This window comes from Ruegeria sp. AM4 (assembly GCF_056540665.1).
The window spans coordinates 186,745-204,467 of the sequence record NZ_JBQFXD010000007.1 but is presented as its reverse complement, the minus strand read 5'-3'; the positions used below and the strand labels follow the sequence as shown (position 1 = coordinate 204,467).

General features: G+C 56.9%; 16 protein-coding genes. 4 read left to right on the top strand and 12 right to left on the bottom strand.

Features of this window, described 5'->3' with window-relative positions:
• Positions 1-128 precede the first annotated feature (128 nt).
• The 6 genes from ACR0JA_RS15065 to ACR0JA_RS15040 form a co-directional block, all read right to left on the bottom strand.
• Positions 129-1,532, bottom strand: a complete 1,404-nt coding sequence (locus tag ACR0JA_RS15065; RefSeq protein WP_480576375.1) for an NAD(P)/FAD-dependent oxidoreductase — start codon at positions 1,530-1,532, stop codon at positions 129-131.
• Positions 1,533-1,568: 36 nt separating this feature from the next.
• Positions 1,569-1,955 carry a nuclear transport factor 2 family protein gene (locus tag ACR0JA_RS15060; RefSeq protein ID WP_480576373.1) on the bottom strand — a complete coding sequence of 129 codons (387 nt, stop codon included), beginning with the start codon at positions 1,953-1,955 and terminating at the stop codon, positions 1,569-1,571.
• Between the two features lie 21 nt (positions 1,956-1,976).
• A complete protein-coding gene (locus tag ACR0JA_RS15055; protein WP_480576370.1) occupies positions 1,977-2,480 on the bottom strand; it encodes a universal stress protein in 504 nt (167 codons plus the stop codon).
• Positions 2,481-2,511: 31 nt separating this feature from the next.
• The gene (locus tag ACR0JA_RS15050) at positions 2,512-3,852 is read right to left on the bottom strand and encodes a TRAP transporter large permease (protein ID WP_480576367.1); all 1,341 of its coding nucleotides are present in this window, start codon (positions 3,850-3,852) and stop codon (positions 2,512-2,514) included.
• Positions 3,852-4,430, bottom strand: a complete 579-nt coding sequence (locus tag ACR0JA_RS15045; RefSeq protein WP_480576364.1) for a TRAP transporter small permease — start codon at positions 4,428-4,430, stop codon at positions 3,852-3,854. Before ACR0JA_RS15045 ends, ACR0JA_RS15050 begins: the two co-directional genes overlap by 1 nt.
• Before the next feature lie 72 nt (positions 4,431-4,502).
• Positions 4,503-5,519 carry a TRAP transporter substrate-binding protein gene (locus ACR0JA_RS15040; protein ID WP_480576362.1) on the bottom strand — a complete coding sequence of 339 codons (1,017 nt, stop codon included), beginning with the start codon at positions 5,517-5,519 and terminating at the stop codon, positions 4,503-4,505.
• 148 nt (positions 5,520-5,667) lie between these two features.
• On the opposite strand from ACR0JA_RS15040, the gene ACR0JA_RS15035 reads away from it, so the two are divergent.
• The gene (locus ACR0JA_RS15035) at positions 5,668-6,609 is read left to right on the top strand and encodes a LysR family transcriptional regulator (RefSeq protein ID WP_480576359.1); all 942 of its coding nucleotides are present in this window, start codon (positions 5,668-5,670) and stop codon (positions 6,607-6,609) included.
• A 30-nt stretch (positions 6,610-6,639) separates the two neighbouring features.
• Here the strand turns inward: ACR0JA_RS15035 and arsB are convergent, their stop codons facing one another.
• The 6 genes from arsB to ACR0JA_RS15005 form a co-directional block, all read right to left on the bottom strand.
• Complete coding sequence (arsB, locus tag ACR0JA_RS15030; RefSeq protein ID WP_480576356.1) at positions 6,640-7,668, bottom strand: ACR3 family arsenite efflux transporter; 1,029 nt, start codon at positions 7,666-7,668, stop codon at positions 6,640-6,642.
• Positions 7,665-8,930 (bottom strand): organoarsenical effux MFS transporter ArsJ, encoded by a 1,266-nt coding sequence (gene arsJ, locus ACR0JA_RS15025; RefSeq protein WP_480576353.1) that lies wholly within the window; start codon positions 8,928-8,930, stop codon positions 7,665-7,667. The genes arsB and arsJ overlap by 4 nt, the downstream gene beginning before the upstream one ends.
• Positions 8,927-9,925: an ArsJ-associated glyceraldehyde-3-phosphate dehydrogenase gene (locus tag ACR0JA_RS15020; protein WP_480576350.1), complete on the bottom strand. Its 999-nt coding sequence runs from the start codon at positions 9,923-9,925 to the stop codon at positions 8,927-8,929. The genes arsJ and ACR0JA_RS15020 overlap by 4 nt, the downstream gene beginning before the upstream one ends.
• The gene (locus ACR0JA_RS15015) at positions 9,922-10,755 is read right to left on the bottom strand and encodes an arsenate reductase/protein-tyrosine-phosphatase family protein (protein ID WP_480576347.1); all 834 of its coding nucleotides are present in this window, start codon (positions 10,753-10,755) and stop codon (positions 9,922-9,924) included. Before ACR0JA_RS15015 ends, ACR0JA_RS15020 begins: the two co-directional genes overlap by 4 nt.
• Before the next feature lie 352 nt (positions 10,756-11,107).
• Positions 11,108-12,583, bottom strand: coding sequence for an NAD-dependent succinate-semialdehyde dehydrogenase (locus ACR0JA_RS15010; protein ID WP_480576345.1), 1,476 nt, complete (start codon positions 12,581-12,583; stop codon positions 11,108-11,110).
• Positions 12,584-12,585: 2 nt separating this feature from the next.
• Entirely contained in the window at positions 12,586-13,863 is a 1,278-nt protein-coding gene (locus ACR0JA_RS15005; protein ID WP_480576343.1) for a 4-aminobutyrate--2-oxoglutarate transaminase, read from the bottom strand.
• 150 nt (positions 13,864-14,013) lie between these two features.
• On the opposite strand from ACR0JA_RS15005, the gene ACR0JA_RS15000 reads away from it, so the two are divergent.
• The 3 genes from ACR0JA_RS15000 (at position 14,014) to ACR0JA_RS14990 (ending at position 17,461) form a co-directional block, all read left to right on the top strand.
• A complete protein-coding gene (locus tag ACR0JA_RS15000) occupies positions 14,014-14,580 on the top strand; it encodes a cupin domain-containing protein (protein ID WP_480576340.1) in 567 nt (188 codons plus the stop codon).
• Between the two features lie 196 nt (positions 14,581-14,776).
• The gene (locus tag ACR0JA_RS14995) at positions 14,777-16,057 is read left to right on the top strand and encodes an NAD(P)/FAD-dependent oxidoreductase (RefSeq protein ID WP_480576337.1); all 1,281 of its coding nucleotides are present in this window, start codon (positions 14,777-14,779) and stop codon (positions 16,055-16,057) included.
• A 21-nt stretch (positions 16,058-16,078) separates the two neighbouring features.
• Complete coding sequence (locus ACR0JA_RS14990) at positions 16,079-17,461, top strand: aldehyde dehydrogenase family protein (protein WP_480576334.1); 1,383 nt, start codon at positions 16,079-16,081, stop codon at positions 17,459-17,461.
• Positions 17,462-17,723 lie beyond the last annotated feature (262 nt).

Sequence of the window (17,723 nt, the reverse complement as noted above, 5' to 3'; positions counted from 1 at the left end):
TCATCGCCGAACCAATGATACCAAACGCATGCTCAATACCATGCATCTGCAATACCTTAACAAAGGCCTCTTCCGTCGTCATTCTCATCTGAGCGTTTCCTTCTATAGGACGCTAAAGCGTTGGTAAATTACAGTATTTCGTCTCTGAGGTAGTAACCGACATAGGCCATGCGCTGACCCAGACGGCGAAACGGTGTCAGGATGCCGTGGCTTGGCAGCGGCGAGGTGAAGATCGGCAGCTCGAACGCCTTATCCTTCTGGCCAGCGACAAGTTGCGCCATGCGACGCCCAGCCTGGGCCGAATACATCACGCCATTGCCGCCATATCCCATGGCATAGAACACGCGTTGATCCGGGTCCGGTTGGAAAATGCGCGGCATCATATCATGGCTGACATCGACCCAACCCCACCAAGAGTAATCGAGGTTGATATCCTCCAGTGCCGGGAACTTCCGCGTCAAGCCTTTTTTCAACAGCGCCAGATGCTTGTCATTCTCGGCGTCGCGCCCGGTGACCGCGCTGCGGCTGCCGATCTGCATCCGGTTATCCGGCAGCAGGCGATAGTAATGCCGTAACGTGCGGGTGTCGGTTAGCGGTGACTTGGTCTGGATACCACATTCGTCCAGTTCTGCCTGCGTCAAGGGCCGCGTGACCATTGAATTTGACAGGATCGGCATCAGGCGGTGCTTGGTTCGATTATTCAGTCCCGGCGGCGTGTAACCAGCGGTTGCCAGAGCAACAGACTTGGCCCGAACGATACCGCCCGGCGTGCGCAGATGGTGGACGCCGCCTTTAGTTTCCCATCCCATGACGGGGCTGCCGGTATGCACTTTTGCACCCAACCGACGCGCCATGTTGACATAGCCAAAGGCAAGTTTGCCAGCATGAATGCAGGTCCCGTCAGGTTCCCACATGGCTCCGGTTGCCTCCATGTCGCGCACATGGCTTTCGTGCAACTCGTCGCGAGAGATAATGCGCGAGCCATATCCGAACACATCGTTCAGCAGCTTGCTCTCTTTCTTCAAGGACGGCATGACCTTTTCCCGATGGGCAATATAGTAGTGCCCACCGGTTTGCGGATCGCAGTCAATGTCATCCGAAGCAATCAGATCGTTGAACAGTTCGAACGCCTCGGTGACCTCGGCGTGCATACCCTTTGCTACGTCCGTTCCCCAACGCTGAATCCATTGCGATCGCTTCAGCCGTCCGGAAGATATCTGCGCCTGCCCGCCGTTGCGGGTTGAACAGCCCCAGGCCACAGTGTTGGCCTCGAGGACAACGGCCTGAATGCCATGTTCCTTGGCAAGATGAATGGCGGTCGACAGACCCGTGTAGCCCGAGCCGATGACAACGACGTCTGCGTCCATGTCGCTGGATACAGGGCCATCATCGGCCGGAGGGGTTCCGGCGGTTCCAATCCAATATGTTGGTGCGTGATCACGATTGTGACCCGGACCCGCATCGATGATCGGGTCGTATTTTGGATCGTAACTGGTTTTGGGCCAGTGACGCGGGATACTGTTATCCACCATTCCAGTGTTCTCCGAGGCTGCGCGCAGGGCGGCGGATCAGGCTTTGAACATCGGGCGCGTTTTGCGAAGCGCCTGTTTCACGATGATTTTTCCGTCACGAACGGTGAAAAGATCGGCGCCTTCGGCTTCGATCCGCATTCCGTTGGCGTCGGTGCCGGAAAAGGTCCATTCCGACACGGCACGGTCACCGTGGACGAAATGGCTGTGATGATCCCAATGCGCATCTTTCATGCCTGCCCAGACGCCCGAGAACGCGGCCGCGATGGCCTCGGCACCTTCGACCTTGTTGCCGTATTTCTCGTCTCCGGCGACGGTATAAAATACGCAGTCATCTGCGAAATGGGTCATCACGCCGTCGATATCGTGACGGTTGAAAGCGTCGAACGTATCCGCCAGGTCCTGCGCGGTGAGGGTATTGGTCATAGTCTTGTCTTTCGTGGTTGTTTAGGTGGTTTTACCGTCGTCCCGGTATGGAACGACAAGCGTGGGGATATCCGCACGGCGCAGCACTCGCTTGGCGACCGTGCCAAGGAACGTGTGCGAGAACCCGTGGTCATGAGCGCCCAAAACAATCAGGTCGCAATTCAGTTCATGCGCGCGTCGCAAGATCACTTCGGCGGGGTATCCGTCGATGATCTCAATCGTTTCGATCTGATCCTGGATACCGCGATCAGCCTCGGGCAGAGCTGCCCAGAATGCCTTTTGCCGTTCGGTCAACACCGCCTTGACGTGGTCATGGCGCGCCTTCAGGGTCTCGGCCCGCGAGCCCGTATCTTGCATGAACATACGCAAGGTGATCAACGCATCGTCGCTGAGGGGCTCGGAGACGTGCAAAACATGCAGCTTTGCCCCTGTTGACGCGGCCAGGCTGGCCGCGTGCATTAGGGCGTAGGTGGAATTTCGCGACAGGTCTGTCGCGAAAAGGATCTGCGTGATTGTTTGTTTCATGGTTTCAGTTCCTTGTTCCTTTCGATCGCGCCTAGTAGCCAAACACACGCGGCAGCCAGAGCGAGATCTCGGGGAAGAACGCGATAATGAAGATCGCAACCGTGTTGATGAAGGCAAACGGCAGGGCACGTAGCGAGATCTCTTCGATCGAGATCTTCGAAATCCCCGACGCGATGAACAGGTTTTCACCCAGCGGAGGTGTCTGGAACCCGATGCCCAGAGTACAGACCATGACCACACCAAAGTGGATCGGATCAATGCCCACGCTATAGGCCACCGGCAGCATCACCGGAACCAGGATCAGGATCGTTGCCAGTGTTTCCATGAACATGCCGACGAACAGCAGGAACAGAATCACGAGTGTCCAGATCACATAGATATTGTCAGTGAAGGACAACATACCCTGAGCAATTACCGCCGGCACCTGGTTTTCGACCAAAAGCCGCCCGAACACCGTTGCGGTGAACATGATCAGCAGAACCCGACCAGTCAGCCACGTGGTGGTTTCAAGTGCGCCGAACAGACTGCTCCACGATAGCTCCCGATAGATGAACGCGCCAACGATCAGCGTGTAAAAGATCGCAACGATCGCCGCTTCGGTCGGTGTGAAATAGCCCGAATAGATACCACCCAGGATCACCACCGGTGCCATCAGCGCCCAGAAACCGCGATACATCTCACACCACATATGGCGAGCTGACCAGCCATCTGTACTGCCCGTGTAGTTGTTCTTTTTCGCAAGAACATAGTTCATCAGCAGAAGACTGCCTGCGATCAGGAAGGCGGGCATAAATCCAGCGATGAAGAGTTTCGGGATCGAAACGGTCTGGAACTGGCCGAACTCCTCCACCGCTTCGGGTGGGGGCGGCATACCCAATGCGGCGATGCCAAAAATGATCAGCGGGATCGAAGGCGGGATAACGATGCCCAGACCGCCCGATGAGGCAGTTATCGCCGACGCGAAGCCCTTTGAATATCCGCGATCGATCATGGCCGGAATCATCAGCATGCCAACGGCAGCGGTAGTTGCCGGGCCAGAGCCCGAGATCGCACCAAAGAACAGACACGCCATGACGGTTGCAGCCGACATACCGCCGGTAAACGGACCAGCAAAGCTTTCGGCGACATTGATAAGCCGTCGCGACAACCCCGATGCCTCCATCAGCGCACCAGCCAGGATAAAGGCGGGCAACGCCATCAGCGGGAAGGACCCGACCGACGTAAAGGCGATCTGCACGAATTTGATCGGGTTTTCACCCAGATATAGGAAGGTGATCAGAGTCGAGACGCCAAGCGCCACGGTGATCGGAGCACCGATGAACAGCAGAAAGAGAAATCCGCCAAACAGCAGTGGGATAATTTCAGCACCCATTACTTTTCTCCCTCAGAGCTGGATGTGTCATCGCTATGGCTATGGCTGTGACTTTCGGCTTCGGCTTTAACAGCATCGAGATCGATCGCATCCGGGTCGACCATCTCTTCATCCAGCACAAGCTTTCGGTAGTTCACCTGGATCACACGGATCGTCATCAGGGTGAAGGCAATTGGCAGGACGATATAGACCCAGCTCAGGTGGAATCCGAGAGTCTGCGACGACTGGAACCGGTTCATCTTGTTGAAGATGAAATCGATCGCCAGATAGACAAAAACGACGTTGAAGAAGATCCAAAAGAGATCCGCGAAGGCTTCGATATATTTGATCGCGCGCGGCGACAGGAACTTAAACTGGAACGTCACTCGGTTATGGGCGCCCATCTTCGCGGCATAACTGGCCCCAAAGAAGACGAACCAGACGAACATGTAGATCGACAGTTCTTCGACCCAAGAAAACGAGAACGCGAACAGAGTTCTCACAACGACCTGCAGAAACAACAAACAAACGAACAACGCCAGCAAAGTGCGACAGATATAGCTTTCGATGTTGTCTACAAATCCCCAAAATTTTGACATCTGACCCTCCCTTTTTGTAGGGGGGCACCCTCAGGCCCCCCCCTTTCTTTATCGACCTTTTTTGGTCTTAGCTCATTGAGAAACCGGTTCACGACCGATTTCGGCCAGCACGGCGTTCAGCTTTTCGACGCCGCCAATGCTTTCATAGAACTTCGGCCACACGGCTGTTGTCGCCAGTTCAATGAACTCGGCCTCGTCGTTCTCAGGGTCGACAATTTCCATGCCTTTTTCGATCAGGATCTCTTTGATCTCAGCTTCTTTCGCGCGCAGGAAGTCAGCAGATGCCTGGGTCGCGGCTTTGCCAGCCTCAAGCACGATTTCCTGATCCTCGGGGGACAGTTCCTGGAACACCTGCTCGGAAATGATGAGCGGCTCGATCGAGAAAATGTAACGGATATTCGTCACATACTTCTGAACTTCGTAGAACTTCATCGCGTTGATGGTGGTGTAGGGATTGTCCTGACCATCAACAACTTTGGTCTGCAGACCGGCAAAAGTTTCCGACCATGCCATCGGTGTCGGGCTGATACCCCAGGATTTGTAGGTGTCGATCATGATCTCGTTTTTGGGAACACGAATGACCAAACCCTCAAGATCTGCAACCGACTTGACCGGTTTTTTCGAGTTGGTCAGGCGACGGAAACCCGTGTAGGTCCAAGCAATGATGCGGACACCGGCGTCATTGATTGTGTTCTCGGTCAGTTCCTGTCCAATGGGGCCCTGGGTCAGTTTCTCGGCATCCTCAAGACTGAGGATAACATAAGGCAGGGTGAACACGCCGACGGTCGGCGAGAAAGGCGTGATGTTGTTGATCGCCAGCAGCGACATGTCGAGCGTGCCGATCGCCGCGTCGTTAACGGTATCCTGCTCGGATCCAAGCTGACCGTTCAGGAAAAGAGTTGCGGTATGTTTGCCACCCGACAGTTCTTCGAGGGCGGCCTTGAAGCCCAGACCTGTGGCCTCTTGGCTGGAGCCTCCGCTATCGCCGACTGCGATTTTGAAGTTCTTGGCTTCAGCCGCGCCTGCGACCATCAGCGCCGCAGTGGACATCGCAGCGGCAAAGGTGCCGAGCTTGGTTACAAATGACATGGATTTCCTCCCATTTCTCAGTTTTCAAGGTGCGCGACGACCTGGGGAGAGTGGCCAGTCCGATTCTGCCTCGATCTCGCGAATCTAACTTGCGGCAAACGTTTCTTCGTTGTTAAACTTTGCGCGAAAGGTTTCACAGGTATCGAACATGAAACACGACAAGCTTGCAACCCGAATAGGAGATGCCGACATCCGCTTGCTGCGGATCTTCAAAACCGTGGTCGAAAGCGGAGGTCTTTCAGCAGCTGAAGTTGAGCTGAACATCGGCAAGTCGACGATCTCAAAGCACCTTTCCGATCTGGAATTTCGGCTTGATCTCAAACTGTGCAATCGCGGCCCATCGGGGTTTTCGCTGACCGAAGACGGCCAGAAAGTGCTGCTTGCGGCCGAAGACCTGCTGATTTCAGTTTCGCAGTTTCGGACTGAAGTAAATGAAATCAAACAACAAATGGCGGGGAGCATTCGCGTCGCGCTTTTTGACCAATGCACGTCGAACCCCGAAGCCCGGCTTGCCCGAGCGATCCACAAATTCAACGAGGCCGCGCCTGCGGTGCAGATTGAACTGTCCCAGGAACCGCCCAATGTGATCGAGACGATGGTCATCAGCGGACATCTGGACGTCGGAATCATCGCGTTGCACAGGCCGTCGGCAAGCCTTCATTATGCGCCGCTCTATGGCGAGAACATGTATTTGTACTGCGGCGAAGAGCACCCATTGTTTCGCCAATCAACCGGCGATTTTGCGCCGAACGACTTGCAAGAGTTCAACTATGCGGGTCTCAGCGTGAATTCTCCGAACCTCATTGTCGGCCAGCAACTGGGGTTTCGGCGCGCTGCCAAGGTACAAAGCGAACAGGCTCTGGCAATCCTTATTCTCTCTGGCCGCTATCTGGGCTTCCTTCCCGATCACCTCGCGCATGAATTTGTCAATCAGGGGCTGATGAAGAAGGTGCTGCCCGAAGACATACAATATCGAACCCGGTTTGCGGCGGTGACAAGAAAGCAACCCGCGCCAACCCGCGTTGCGAAGTTGTTTCTGAATGTACTGCTCAGGGAACACGGCTGCGACAAGGTCGAACAGGCAGGTTGACCGCACAATCCCTTTTAAGCTGGCTTGACCTCAGGGACTCAAAGGCGGCACCACGTCAAAGCGCGCGCGGGTTCGGTTGGCAAAGGCGACCAATGACAGCATCACCGGAACCTCGACCAATACGCCGACAACCGTTGCCAGGGCAGCACCCGAGTGCAGGCCAAACAGGCTGATTGCCACGGCCACGGCCAGTTCGAAAAAGTTCGAGGTACCGATCATCGCGCAGGGGGCAGCGATGCGATGAGGGACCTTCAGCGCATAGGCCGCCCCGTAGGCCAGCGCAAAGATACCATAGCTTTGTATGAGAATTGGCACCGCGATCAGCACAATGACCAGCGGTTTGGCGATGATGGTTTCGCCCTGAAGCCCGAACAGGATCACAACGGTTGCGATCAATCCAACGACAGACCAGGGTTTCACTCTTGCCGAGAAGGCATCGATTGCCTGTTGCGAACCCAGTCGGCCCCGGGTGAGCAGTCCGGCGATCAGCGGCAATACGACATAAAGCACTGTCGCCATAACCAGCGTCTGCCACGGCACTGAAATCTCGGTGACCCCCAGCAGGAACGCAACGATGGGCGCAAAGGCCACGACCATGATCAGATCGTTCACAGAGACCTGTACCAGTGTGTAGGTTGCGTCGCCTTTGGTCAGTTGCGACCAGACAAAAACCATGGCCGTACACGGGGCCGCGCCCAGCAGGATCAGGCCAGCAGTGTATTGCGCGGCATCCTCGGGCTTAATCCACGGCGCGAACACATGCTCGAAAAACAGCACCGCCAAAAGCGCCATGGTAAAGGGTTTGATCAGCCAGTTCACCACCAGCGTCACAATCAACCCTTTCGGCTGTCGCGCCACGCCAGCCACCGCGCCAAAGTCGACGCTGACCATCATAGGGTAGACCATCGCCCAGATCAGCAAAGCGACGACAAGGTTGACGCTGGCGAACTCAGCTGACGCGACTACCCCAACCAGCGCGGGCGCAGCCAGGCCGATCAGTACGCCGCCTATCATGGCGAGTGCGACCCAGACCGTCAGATAACGTTCGAAAATGCTCATGAATATGCCTCGACATCCTGCGCGTTCAGCTTGCCCGAAATAAGCGCCGCCAGCGCGACCATTCCCGCTGCGGTTCCTAGGACCAACGCCAACCCACCTAGCTGGTAGGTCAGCCCGGACAGAACCGTGCCCAAGAGACGACCGCTCGCGTTGGCCATATAGTAAAAGCCGACATCCATCGTCACGCGCTCGGATTTCGTGAAAGCCAGGATCAGATAGGAATGCAGCGCAGAGTTCACCGCGAAGATTGCTCCGAACACCAGCAGGCCCAAAACCAGCGTAACGGTCAACCAAGTCTGGGGGCCCGACGACAGCAGTACCGCTAAAGTCAACGCCGCAGGGATACAGAACAAAGCCGCGGCCCAGTTCCGGGCAGCTTGGATCAGTTCACCCTCGCTGCGCTGAGACGCGCGCAGGATTTTCGGCGCGTTCGCCTGAACCGCGCCGTAGAGGATCACCCAGATAGCCATGAACGTTCCGATCATGAAGAACGCCGAGCGATTGCCGGCTTCGGTGCCGTCCGACAGGACCGCGTAGAAATAGATCGGGATACCGACCACAAACCACACGTCCCGCGCGCCAAACAGGAAGACGCGTGCTGCTGACAGCCAGTTCACATTGGCGGATTTCGAGAAGACTTCGGAGAACTTCGCGCCTTTGCGCCCCTTGGGCAGGCCCGGTGGCATGAACAGCATTACGGCGACAAGGATCAGCGCCAGAACGGCGGCCATGACCAAAACGGCCCACGTGAAGCCCAGCGTCGCCAACAGGACCGCGCCGAGCAGGAACCCCAGCCCCTTCACCGCGTTTTTAGAGCCGGTCAAGATAGCAACCCAACGAAACAATCCGCCGCCCTTGGCCGGGGCCAACAATTTGACAGCAGATTTCGAGGACATCTTGGCCAAGTCTTTGGCCACGCCGCTTACGCCCTGCACAAGCATGACAAAGGCCACAGAAGCAACAACCGCCCAATTCGGGTCCAGTTGTGTCAGCGCAAGCAGGGCAGCAACCTGCAATCCCAGCCCGGCATAGAGCGTCGAGGTCAGCCCGAACCGGGCTGCGATCCAGCCTGCCGCGAGGTTGGTTACCATACCGGCGATTTCGTACAGTACAAAAAGATAGGCCAGCTGCACCGGCGAGAACCCCAAGGTATGAAAGTGCAGCAGCACCAGCATCCGCAAGGCTCCGTCGGTCAGCATAAAGGCCCAATAGGCTGCTGTGACCGCGATATAGGCCGACAGGCCTTGGGGCCTTTGTGTCACAGCGAGGCCCCGACCATAAGCGCGACGTCCGCCAGACGATGCGCATAGCCCATCTCGTTGTCGTACCACGCATAGATCTTCACCTGAGTGCCGTTCACCACCATGGTCGAGGGCGCGTCGACAATCGAAGACCGTTCGTCATTGGTGTAATCGGTCGAGACCAGCGGGCGGGTCTCGTAACCCAGTATGCCGTTCAGTTCCCCTTCGGCTGCGGATTTGAAGAAGGCGTTGACCTCTTCGGCTGACGTTTCCCGCTCGACCTCGAACACGCAGTCGGTCAGCGACGCGTTCAGCAACGGCACGCGCACCGCATGGCCGTTCAAGCGACCTTTGAGTTCCGGGTAGATCAATGTGATCGCCGTGGCCGAACCGGTTGTGGTCGGGATCAGCGAGTTCAGCGCCGAGCGCGCGCGGCGCAAATCCTTGGCCGGTCGATCGACAATTGTCTGCGTGTTGGTCACATCGTGAATCGTGGTCATCGAACCGTGACGGATGCCGAGGTTTTCATGGATCACCTTGACCACCGGGGCCAGACAATTGGTCGTGCAAGAGGCTGCGGTCACGATGTGGTGCGTGGCAGGATCATAGCTGTCTTCGTTGACGCCCATAACGATATTCGCGGTCGGACCGTCTTTGACCGGAGCCGATACTACTACCTTTTTCACCCCAGCATCAAAATAGGGGGCCAGCTTGGCCTCGGTCTTGAAGACGCCGGTGCAATCGACGACCACGTCGACACCGCCCAACGGCAGCGCGCCGATGTCCTGGGTACCGACGAAGGGCAGACGCGTACCGTCGATGGTAATGCTGTCGGCGTCATGTTCGAAACGGGCGCCCCAGCGCCCATGCACGGTGTCGAACTCGAACAGATGCGCGTGCATCTCTGGGTCTCCGACCGCGTCGTTGATCCAGGCGATCTCGGCGCCTTTGTCCAGCAGCGGTTTCAGCGCCAGCTTCCCCATCCGGCCCAGGCCGTTCAAAGCGTAGGTTGTCATCTTGTGTCCTCGGGTGTCGATCTGCCGATCTCATCGACGGCAGATTGCAATGCGATCCGGTCGAGGCTTTCAACCGGTAAAGACGAAAACGCCTGAATCCGGCGCTTGAGGGCACCATAGGCGTTCTGGAAGGCCAGGCTTCTTTCGGCATCCGTACCCTCGGCCTTCACGGGATCAGTCATGCCCCAATGGCCGCTGATCGGCTGACCTTCCCATGCCGGACACTCTTCGTTTGCGGCCTTGTTGCAGACAGTGAAAACAAAATCCAAGTCCGGCGCGTCTGGGCCCGAAAACTCAGCAACGTTCTTTGAGCGCAGAACCGACGTGTCATGTCCCTTGTCTTGCAAAACTTGCACAGCAAAGGGATTCAATTCGGAAAACGGCATCGTCCCCGCCGAATATACGTTGAACCGATCGCCAGCGATATCTCGCAGCAGCGACTCGGCAAATATGGAACGCGCCGAGTTTCCGACGCAGATGAACAACACGTTGAATTTCCGATCCGTCATGGCGTCTTTTCCTTGAGTCTGAGGCATGCAGAGATCAGGGCGGCCACGGCAGCAATCGTTCAGCAGAAAGCCGAGCATTTGCTGCACATTCTCCAACTCGGCCGAATAGAGCAGAGAGGTTCCCGAACGCTCTTGCGAGACCAGTCCGGACTGTTGCAACGCGTTCAGATAGTTCGACAATGTACTGGGTTTGATGTCGAGCGCAGCAGAAAGATCGCCCGCCGCAACGCGGTCGGGAAAGCGGCGCATAAGCATTCTGAACACCTCAAGGCGTTGCGGATGTCCAAGCGTGGAGAGCTGATTCGAGATTAATGATTCCATATTTCATGGATTATTAAAATATGTTGTGTTGATCAACTCTCGATTTGCAGATCGAGCGCCAAATTAGCAAGGAAATCTACGTCAAGCGGCGCCGTCCATCTGGCAAACCGACTAATAGGTTTCGGCGTATCTATGCGGCCATTCCACCCGCCATTTTCCTTTGAATGCATATACTTGGGGGAATACGCTATCCAGCATACAAGAGCTGCTGGTCATGCCGCCCTTGCCTTGAGCTCACCCCCTGCTTCGGAACCAAGGGATTTTCATTTCTGGCGACTGCATCCGCAAAGCGAAAACGGACCAAGCCTTGGGCCTGGTCCGTTTCCGTTTCTGTTTTCGCTTTAAGCGTGATTTAGCGGATTTCACCCATGCAGAGATACTTCATCTCCAGAAAATCCTCGGTTCCGTATTTCGAACCTTCGCGACCCAGGCCGGACTGCTTGACGCCACCAAATGGGGCAACCTCGGTCGAGATCAGACCGGTGTTGACGCCGACCATGCCCGATTCCAACGCTTCGGCCACACGCCAGACCCGCGCCAGATCGCGGCTGTAGAAATAGGACGCCAGACCGAACTCAGTGTCATTGGCCATGGCAATTACGTCATCTTCGCTCTCGAATTTGAACAGCGGCGCGACCGGGCCAAAGGTTTCATCCCTGGCGACGACCATTTCGGTGGTCACGTCGGTCAGAACAGTGGGTTCGAAGAAGGAACCGCCCAACTCAGAACGCTTGCCACCCAAAGTGACGGTTGCGCCCTTCGAGACAGCATCCGAGATATGTTCTTCGACCTTTGCAACAGCAGCGTCATTGATCAGCGGGCCGGTTGTGATGCCGTCGCCAAACCCGTTGCCTACGTTCAGGTCCTTGGTCTTTTCGGCCAACTTGGACGCGAATTCATCATAGACACCCGCTTGCACGTAGATGCGGTTGGCGCAGACGCAGGTCTGGCCGTTGTTACGGAACTTGGCGATCATCGCGCCATCAACCGCGGCGTCCACATCTGCGTCATCGAAAACGATGAACGGTGCATTGCCGCCCAGCTCAAGCGACATCTTCTTGATGGTGCCTGCCGCCTGACGCATCAGGATCTGGCCCACGCGGGTCGAACCAGTGAAGGTGATCTTGGCAACCTTATCGTTGGTGCACAGCTCATTGCCGACGCCCGAACTGTCGGTGCCCGGGATCACATTGAACACACCCGCCGGAATTCCGGCGCGTTCTCCAAGAACCGCCATGGCCAGAGCCGACAGAGGCGTCAACGTCGCCGGGCGGGCCACAAATGTACAGCCAACAGCCAGCGCCGGACCGACCTTGCGGGCAATCATCGCATTGGGGAAGTTCCATGGCGTGATCGAACCGACGACACCCACGGGCTGCTTCAGCACCACAATGCGCTTGTCGCGCTGGTGGCCCGGAATGACATCGCCGTAAATACGCTTGGCCTCTTCCGAGAACCACTCGATGAAGGACGCACCATACAGGATCTCTCCGCGCGCCTCGGGCCAGGGTTTGCCCATTTCGGCGGTCAGGATCGTGGCCAGGTCGTCGGCGTTCTCAACCATCAGGTCGAACCACTTTCGCAGGATTGCCCCGCGCTCCTTGCCAGTCTGTGCCGCCCATTCCTTTTTTGCCGCATAAGCTGCGTCGATCGTGGCGGTGGTGCCCTTGATGGTCACGTCCGCCACGTTGGCGATCAGGTCACCAGTGGCGGGGTTGAAAACGGGAAAGGTATCTTCGGCCTCGACCCATTCGCCATTGATATAGGCGCGGGTTTCCAGAAGGCTGGAATCCTTCAGGTCCAGCTTTGTCACTTTGGTATCCAGCATGTTCAGGCTCCTTTGGCAGCGTCGACCGAGGCTTCGAGGATATCCATCGCCTCGGCGAAAATCTCGTCTTGAACCGTCAGCGGTGCAAGGAAACGGATCACGTTCCCATATACGCCACATGTCAGCAGGATCAATCCTCGCTTGAGTGCCTCGGCGCGGACAGCATTTGCCAATTCCGGATTTGGGGCACTGCCATCGGCGGTGTTCAACTCGGCCGCGATCATGAAGCCGGGGCCGCGAATGTCGACGATTTCCGGGGTACGGGCGCGGATCGATTCCAAACGCTGTTTCAGACGCGAGCCCAATTCGTTGGCGCGGGCGCACAGGCCTTCTTCTTCGATCACATCCATTACCGCATGCGCCGCCGCGATACCAAGCGGGTTGCCACCATAAGTGCCACCCAGACCGCCTGGCTGCGCAGCATCCATCAGTTCGGCGCGGCCAGTTACAGCCGCCAGTGGCAATCCGCCCGCCAGGCCCTTGGCCATAGTGGTGATATCGGCAGAAACGTCATAGGCCTCCATCGCAAACAGATTGCCGGTACGGGCAAAGCCGGTCTGCACTTCATCTGCGATCAGCACGATACCGTGCTCGTCGCACAAGGCGCGCAACCCGCGCATCAATTCGGCAGGCGCCGGATAGAACCCCCCCTCGCCCTGAACCGGTTCAATGATGATGGCAGCCACGCGGCCCGGGTCCAGATCGGACTTGAACAGCTTGGCCAGCGCGCCCAGCGACTCCTCGGTCGAGGTGCCGTGCAATTCGACGGGAAACGGAACGTGATAGGTGTCGGGCATCATTGCGCCAAACCCCGCCTTGTATGGCTGTACCTTGCCGGTCAGCGACATTCCCATGAACGTCCGTCCGTGGAAAGCACCACCAAAGGCAACTACTGCTGGCCGTCCAGTGGCGGCGCGCGCAATTTTGACGGCATTCTCGACCGCTTCGGCACCAGTGGTCACAAACACGGTTTTCTTGGCGAAATCGCCCGGAACCTTCTCGTTCAGACGCTCTGCCAGACGGATATAGTTCTCATAGGGCAGGACCTGATGGCAGGTATGGGTAAAATTGGCGGCCTGCTTCTGCACGGCCTCCAGCACCTTTGGGTGGCAATGACCGGTGTTCACGACAGCGATGCCGGCAGCGAAATCGATATATCGCTTACCCTCGACATCCCACACCTCAGAGTTCTGGGCACGATCGACATAGACCTGCGTCTGCATTCCAACACCCTGAGAAATCGAGTTATTGCGGCGTTCAGCAATCTGAGCGTTCAGCATCTTGCGTCCTTTCCGGTTCCAGGGCCACAGCCCCTTTGGTTTGATCGCGCGACTATAGCCCCGCTCCTTTTGGACGAAAGCCTGTTTCTTGTGAATCATAAGTCGTTGATTTACCGTCCGTGTACTCATCAAGTGATGCGGATATTGAACATGAAGAACACCGATGACGATGATCTGACTCTTGGGTTGCGCCTGCGCGCTTTGCGCGAACGGGCGGGCCTGTCGCAACGCGCTTTGGCCAAGAAATCAGAGGTTCCCAACTCGACAATTTCGCTGATTGAATCCGGCAAGATGAACCCCTCGGTTGGCGCTTTGCGGCGCATTCTGCAGGGCATACCGATCAGTTTGTCCGATTTCTTTTCCTTCGAGATCGAAGCCGAGCAGACCGTGTTCTATGCAGCCGAGGACCTGACCGAAATCGGCAAGGGCGGATTGTCTCTGCGGCAAGTCGGATCGAACCTATTTGGTCGCGCGCTGATGATCCTTGAGGAAACCTACGATTTAGGTGCCGACACCGGGCGCGTGATGTACGGCCATGAGGCCGAAGAAGGCGGCATTGTCATCTCGGGTCGGGTCGAGGTGACGGTTGGCGATCAACGTAAGGTGCTGGGGCCCGGAGACGCCTATTACTTCGATAGCCGCACGCCGCACCGTTTCCGGCAGGTCGGCCCCGAGGAATGCCGGATCGTCAGCGCTTGTACGCCACCGACATTCTAGGGTCGGGACCCGCCATTTCGCGCTGGTATTTTTGGTCAAAGAACTAACAATCGCATACATTTCCGCTCCACTTTCAGACTGTTGGGCGCTAAATCTGGCATTTTATTTATGTTTTTAAAGTATTTGTGGCGACTCAAAAGATTGCTTGCGCAGAAAACCTCTTCTGATTAAATTTGATCAAAATCAGAGAATCTCGATGCACGCAAACTCTTACTACGCTGCAACGGCCCGCGATACTGCGGGCTTTGCGCAATTGTCGGAAAACCTTGACCTGGACGTCGCCATCATCGGTGGCGGATTCAGCGGGATCGCGACAGCAATTGAACTTGCCGAGCGCGGCAAGAGCGTCGCCGTACTTGAGGCAAAACAGGTCGGCTGGGGCGCAACCGGGCGCAATGGCGGGCAGATTACCGGCAGCCTGTCTGGTGATGCCGCCATGGCGCGCGAGTTTCGTCGTTCCGTGGGTGAGCAGGCCGACGATCTGGTCTGGCAAACGCGCTGGCGTGGCCATGACATTATCAGGAACCGTATCGAAAAATACGGCATCAACTGCGATTTGCGTTTCGGCCACTTGCAAACCGCGATGACGCCCAGCCATTTGGACGAGTTGAAAGCACTCTATGAAGAGGGTGTCCAACGCGGTATGGGCGATATGCTTGAGCTGGTCGACGACAAAGACATCCCTAAATATCTGGAAACCGATATCTATTGCGGCGGTCTGCTGAACCGGCGCAACATGCATGTCCACTCGATGGATCTGTGTGTGGGCGAGGCGCGAGCCGCCGAATCTCTGGGCGCGCGCGTGTTTGAAAATTCGCAGGTGCTCCAGATCAACCACGGGCCGCGCCCCACGGTGGTTACCGAACATGGCCGCGTTACCGCCGACAAGGTTCTGATCGCCGGGAACGCCTATCACTTCCTCGAACAGAAAAAGCTGGCCGGAAAGCTGTTTCCGGCATCGCTGGCCAATGTGGCTACCGTCAAGCTGGGCGAGGGAGTCGCGCGTCAGATCAACCCGCACAATCTGGCGGTCTACGATAACCGTTTCATTCTGGACTACTATCGCTGCACCGCCGATCACCGTCTGATGTTCGGTGGCGGCACCAACTACTCCGGTCGCGACAGCAAGGACATCGCGGCAGAACTGCGCCCGGCGATGGAACGTACTTTCCCGCGCCTGAAGGGGACTGAAATCGAGTTCAGTTGGGCCGGCATCGACGGCGTCATTCTCAACCGCATCCCGCAGGTCGGCAAGATCAGCGACAACGTCTTTTACGTTCAGGGCTATTCGGGTCACGGCATCGCCCTGACCCATATCATGGGTGAGATCATGGCCGAAGCGATAACCGGCGATATGACCGACTTTCTGGTGTACGAAAACGTTCGCCACATGAAACTGCCTTTCACCCGCGCGTTTGGCAGTCAGGCGATTGCAGTCGGGATGATGTACTACAAACTCAAGGAAAAACTGCGCTGATCCGCAGAGGAGACTGAATGAATGTCTGAAATCAAATGTGTCTCGCCCATCAACGGGGAAGTCTATGCAACCCGCCAGACGATGGCCAAGAACGAAGCCCAGGACCGCATCAAGCGCAGCAAAGCCGCAGGCAAGGCCTGGGCCGCCCGCCCGCTTGCCGAGCGTCGCGATCTGGTGGTCAAGGCGATGCAACAACTGGCCACCCATCGTGATGTGGCCGCTGAAGAGATCGCCAACATGATGGGCCGCCCCAAGGCGCAGTTCTTTGAATTCAACGGCTGTATCGAGCGCACGAACTACATGGCCGAGATTGCCGAGGACGCACTGAAGCCCATTATTGCCGAAGCAAGTGACAAGTTCGAACGCCGCATCGAGAAAGAACCGGTTGGCGTCGTTTTCATCGTCGCACCTTGGAACTATCCGTACCTCACCACGATCAACTCGTTGGCACCGGCGCTGATCGCCGGCAACTCGGTCATCATGAAGCACGCCGCGCAGACCTTGACGGTGGGCGAACGGATCGTTCAGGCGTTTGAAGAGGCCGGCTTCCCCGAGGATGTGTTGCAAAACGTGTTCTTTGATCACGCCACCACGTCGGAACTGATCGGCGAAGGCCATTTCGGCTATGTCAATTTCACCGGCTCAGTCGGTGGCGGTCAGGCGATGGAACGTGCGGCTGCGGGCACCTTCACGGCGGTTGGCACGGAACTGGGCGGCAAGGACCCCGCCTATGTGATGGACGACGCCAATGTGGATGTCGCCGTTGCCACGCTGATGGATGGCGCATTCTTCAACGCCGGTCAGTGCTGCTGCGGTATCGAGCGCGTCTATGTCCACGAAAGCCTGTATGACGCATTTGTCGAAAAGGCCGTAGCCGAGGTGAACAAGCTAACGCTGGGCAATCCGCTGCAAGACGGTACGACGATTGGCCCGATGGCCAATATCCGCTTTGCGCAGGAGGTACGCGAGCAGATCAGCGAAGCCATCGCCGACGGCGCAAAGGCTCTGGTCGACCCGGCCAACTTTCCCGCCGACGACGGCGGTGCCTATCTGGCACCGCAGATCCTGGTTGATGTGAACCATGACATGCGAGTGATGCGCGATGAAAGCTTTGGACCGGTGGTCGGCATCATGAAGGTCTCGTCGGATGATGAGGCCATCGCCTTGATGAATGACAGCGAGTTTGGCTTGACTGCAAGCCTATGGACCAACGATGCGGAACGCGCGGGCCGGATTGGCGCGCAGCTGGAAACCGGAACCGTTTTCATGAACCGCTGTGACTACCTCGATCCGGCGATATGCTGGACCGGTTGCAAGAACACCGGACGCGGTACGACGCTGTCGGTCCTGGGCTACACCGCGCTGACACGGCCGAAATCCTATCATCTGAAGAAGTCATTTTAGTCGTCACGCGGCAATCCATTTCGCCACCGTCAGCCCCTATTGGTCCGGCGTAAGATCGGGCTGCTTTTACAAAGGTCTCTGAAGAATGAGCACTCAAACTGTGGAACGTCACTGATATTTGACTCAATCGACAGACAAAACCTCAATAAATCGGCCAATCACGTCATTCATTTCTGACCCAATCGTCAAGCATTTCTGACCCAACACAAAACCGCCCTCTAATCGTGGCCACGGCCCTCGTCTAAGAACAGCCCAACTCCGC

Coding starts and splice junctions, on each gene's coding strand:
- ACR0JA_RS15065 (WP_480576375.1), bottom strand. CDS start 1,532: ATGGTGGATAACAGTATCCCGCGTCACTGGCCCAAAACCAGTTACGAT.
- ACR0JA_RS15060 (WP_480576373.1), bottom strand. CDS start 1,955: ATGACCAATACCCTCACCGCGCAGGACCTGGCGGATACGTTCGACGCT.
- ACR0JA_RS15055 (WP_480576370.1), bottom strand. CDS start 2,480: ATGAAACAAACAATCACGCAGATCCTTTTCGCGACAGACCTGTCGCGA.
- ACR0JA_RS15050 (WP_480576367.1), bottom strand. CDS start 3,852: ATGGGTGCTGAAATTATCCCACTGCTGTTTGGCGGATTTCTCTTTCTG.
- ACR0JA_RS15045 (WP_480576364.1), bottom strand. CDS start 4,430: ATGTCAAAATTTTGGGGATTTGTAGACAACATCGAAAGCTATATCTGT.
- ACR0JA_RS15040 (WP_480576362.1), bottom strand. CDS start 5,519: ATGTCATTTGTAACCAAGCTCGGCACCTTTGCCGCTGCGATGTCCACT.
- ACR0JA_RS15035 (WP_480576359.1), top strand. CDS start 5,668: ATGAAACACGACAAGCTTGCAACCCGAATAGGAGATGCCGACATCCGC.
- arsB (WP_480576356.1), bottom strand. CDS start 7,668: ATGAGCATTTTCGAACGTTATCTGACGGTCTGGGTCGCACTCGCCATG.
- ACR0JA_RS15020 (WP_480576350.1), bottom strand. CDS start 9,925: ATGACAACCTACGCTTTGAACGGCCTGGGCCGGATGGGGAAGCTGGCG.
- ACR0JA_RS15015 (WP_480576347.1), bottom strand. CDS start 10,755: ATGGAATCATTAATCTCGAATCAGCTCTCCACGCTTGGACATCCGCAA.
- ACR0JA_RS15010 (WP_480576345.1), bottom strand. CDS start 12,583: ATGCTGGATACCAAAGTGACAAAGCTGGACCTGAAGGATTCCAGCCTT.
- ACR0JA_RS15005 (WP_480576343.1), bottom strand. CDS start 13,863: ATGCTGAACGCTCAGATTGCTGAACGCCGCAATAACTCGATTTCTCAG.
- ACR0JA_RS15000 (WP_480576340.1), top strand. CDS start 14,014: ATGAAGAACACCGATGACGATGATCTGACTCTTGGGTTGCGCCTGCGC.
- ACR0JA_RS14995 (WP_480576337.1), top strand. CDS start 14,777: ATGCACGCAAACTCTTACTACGCTGCAACGGCCCGCGATACTGCGGGC.
- ACR0JA_RS14990 (WP_480576334.1), top strand. CDS start 16,079: ATGTCTGAAATCAAATGTGTCTCGCCCATCAACGGGGAAGTCTATGCA.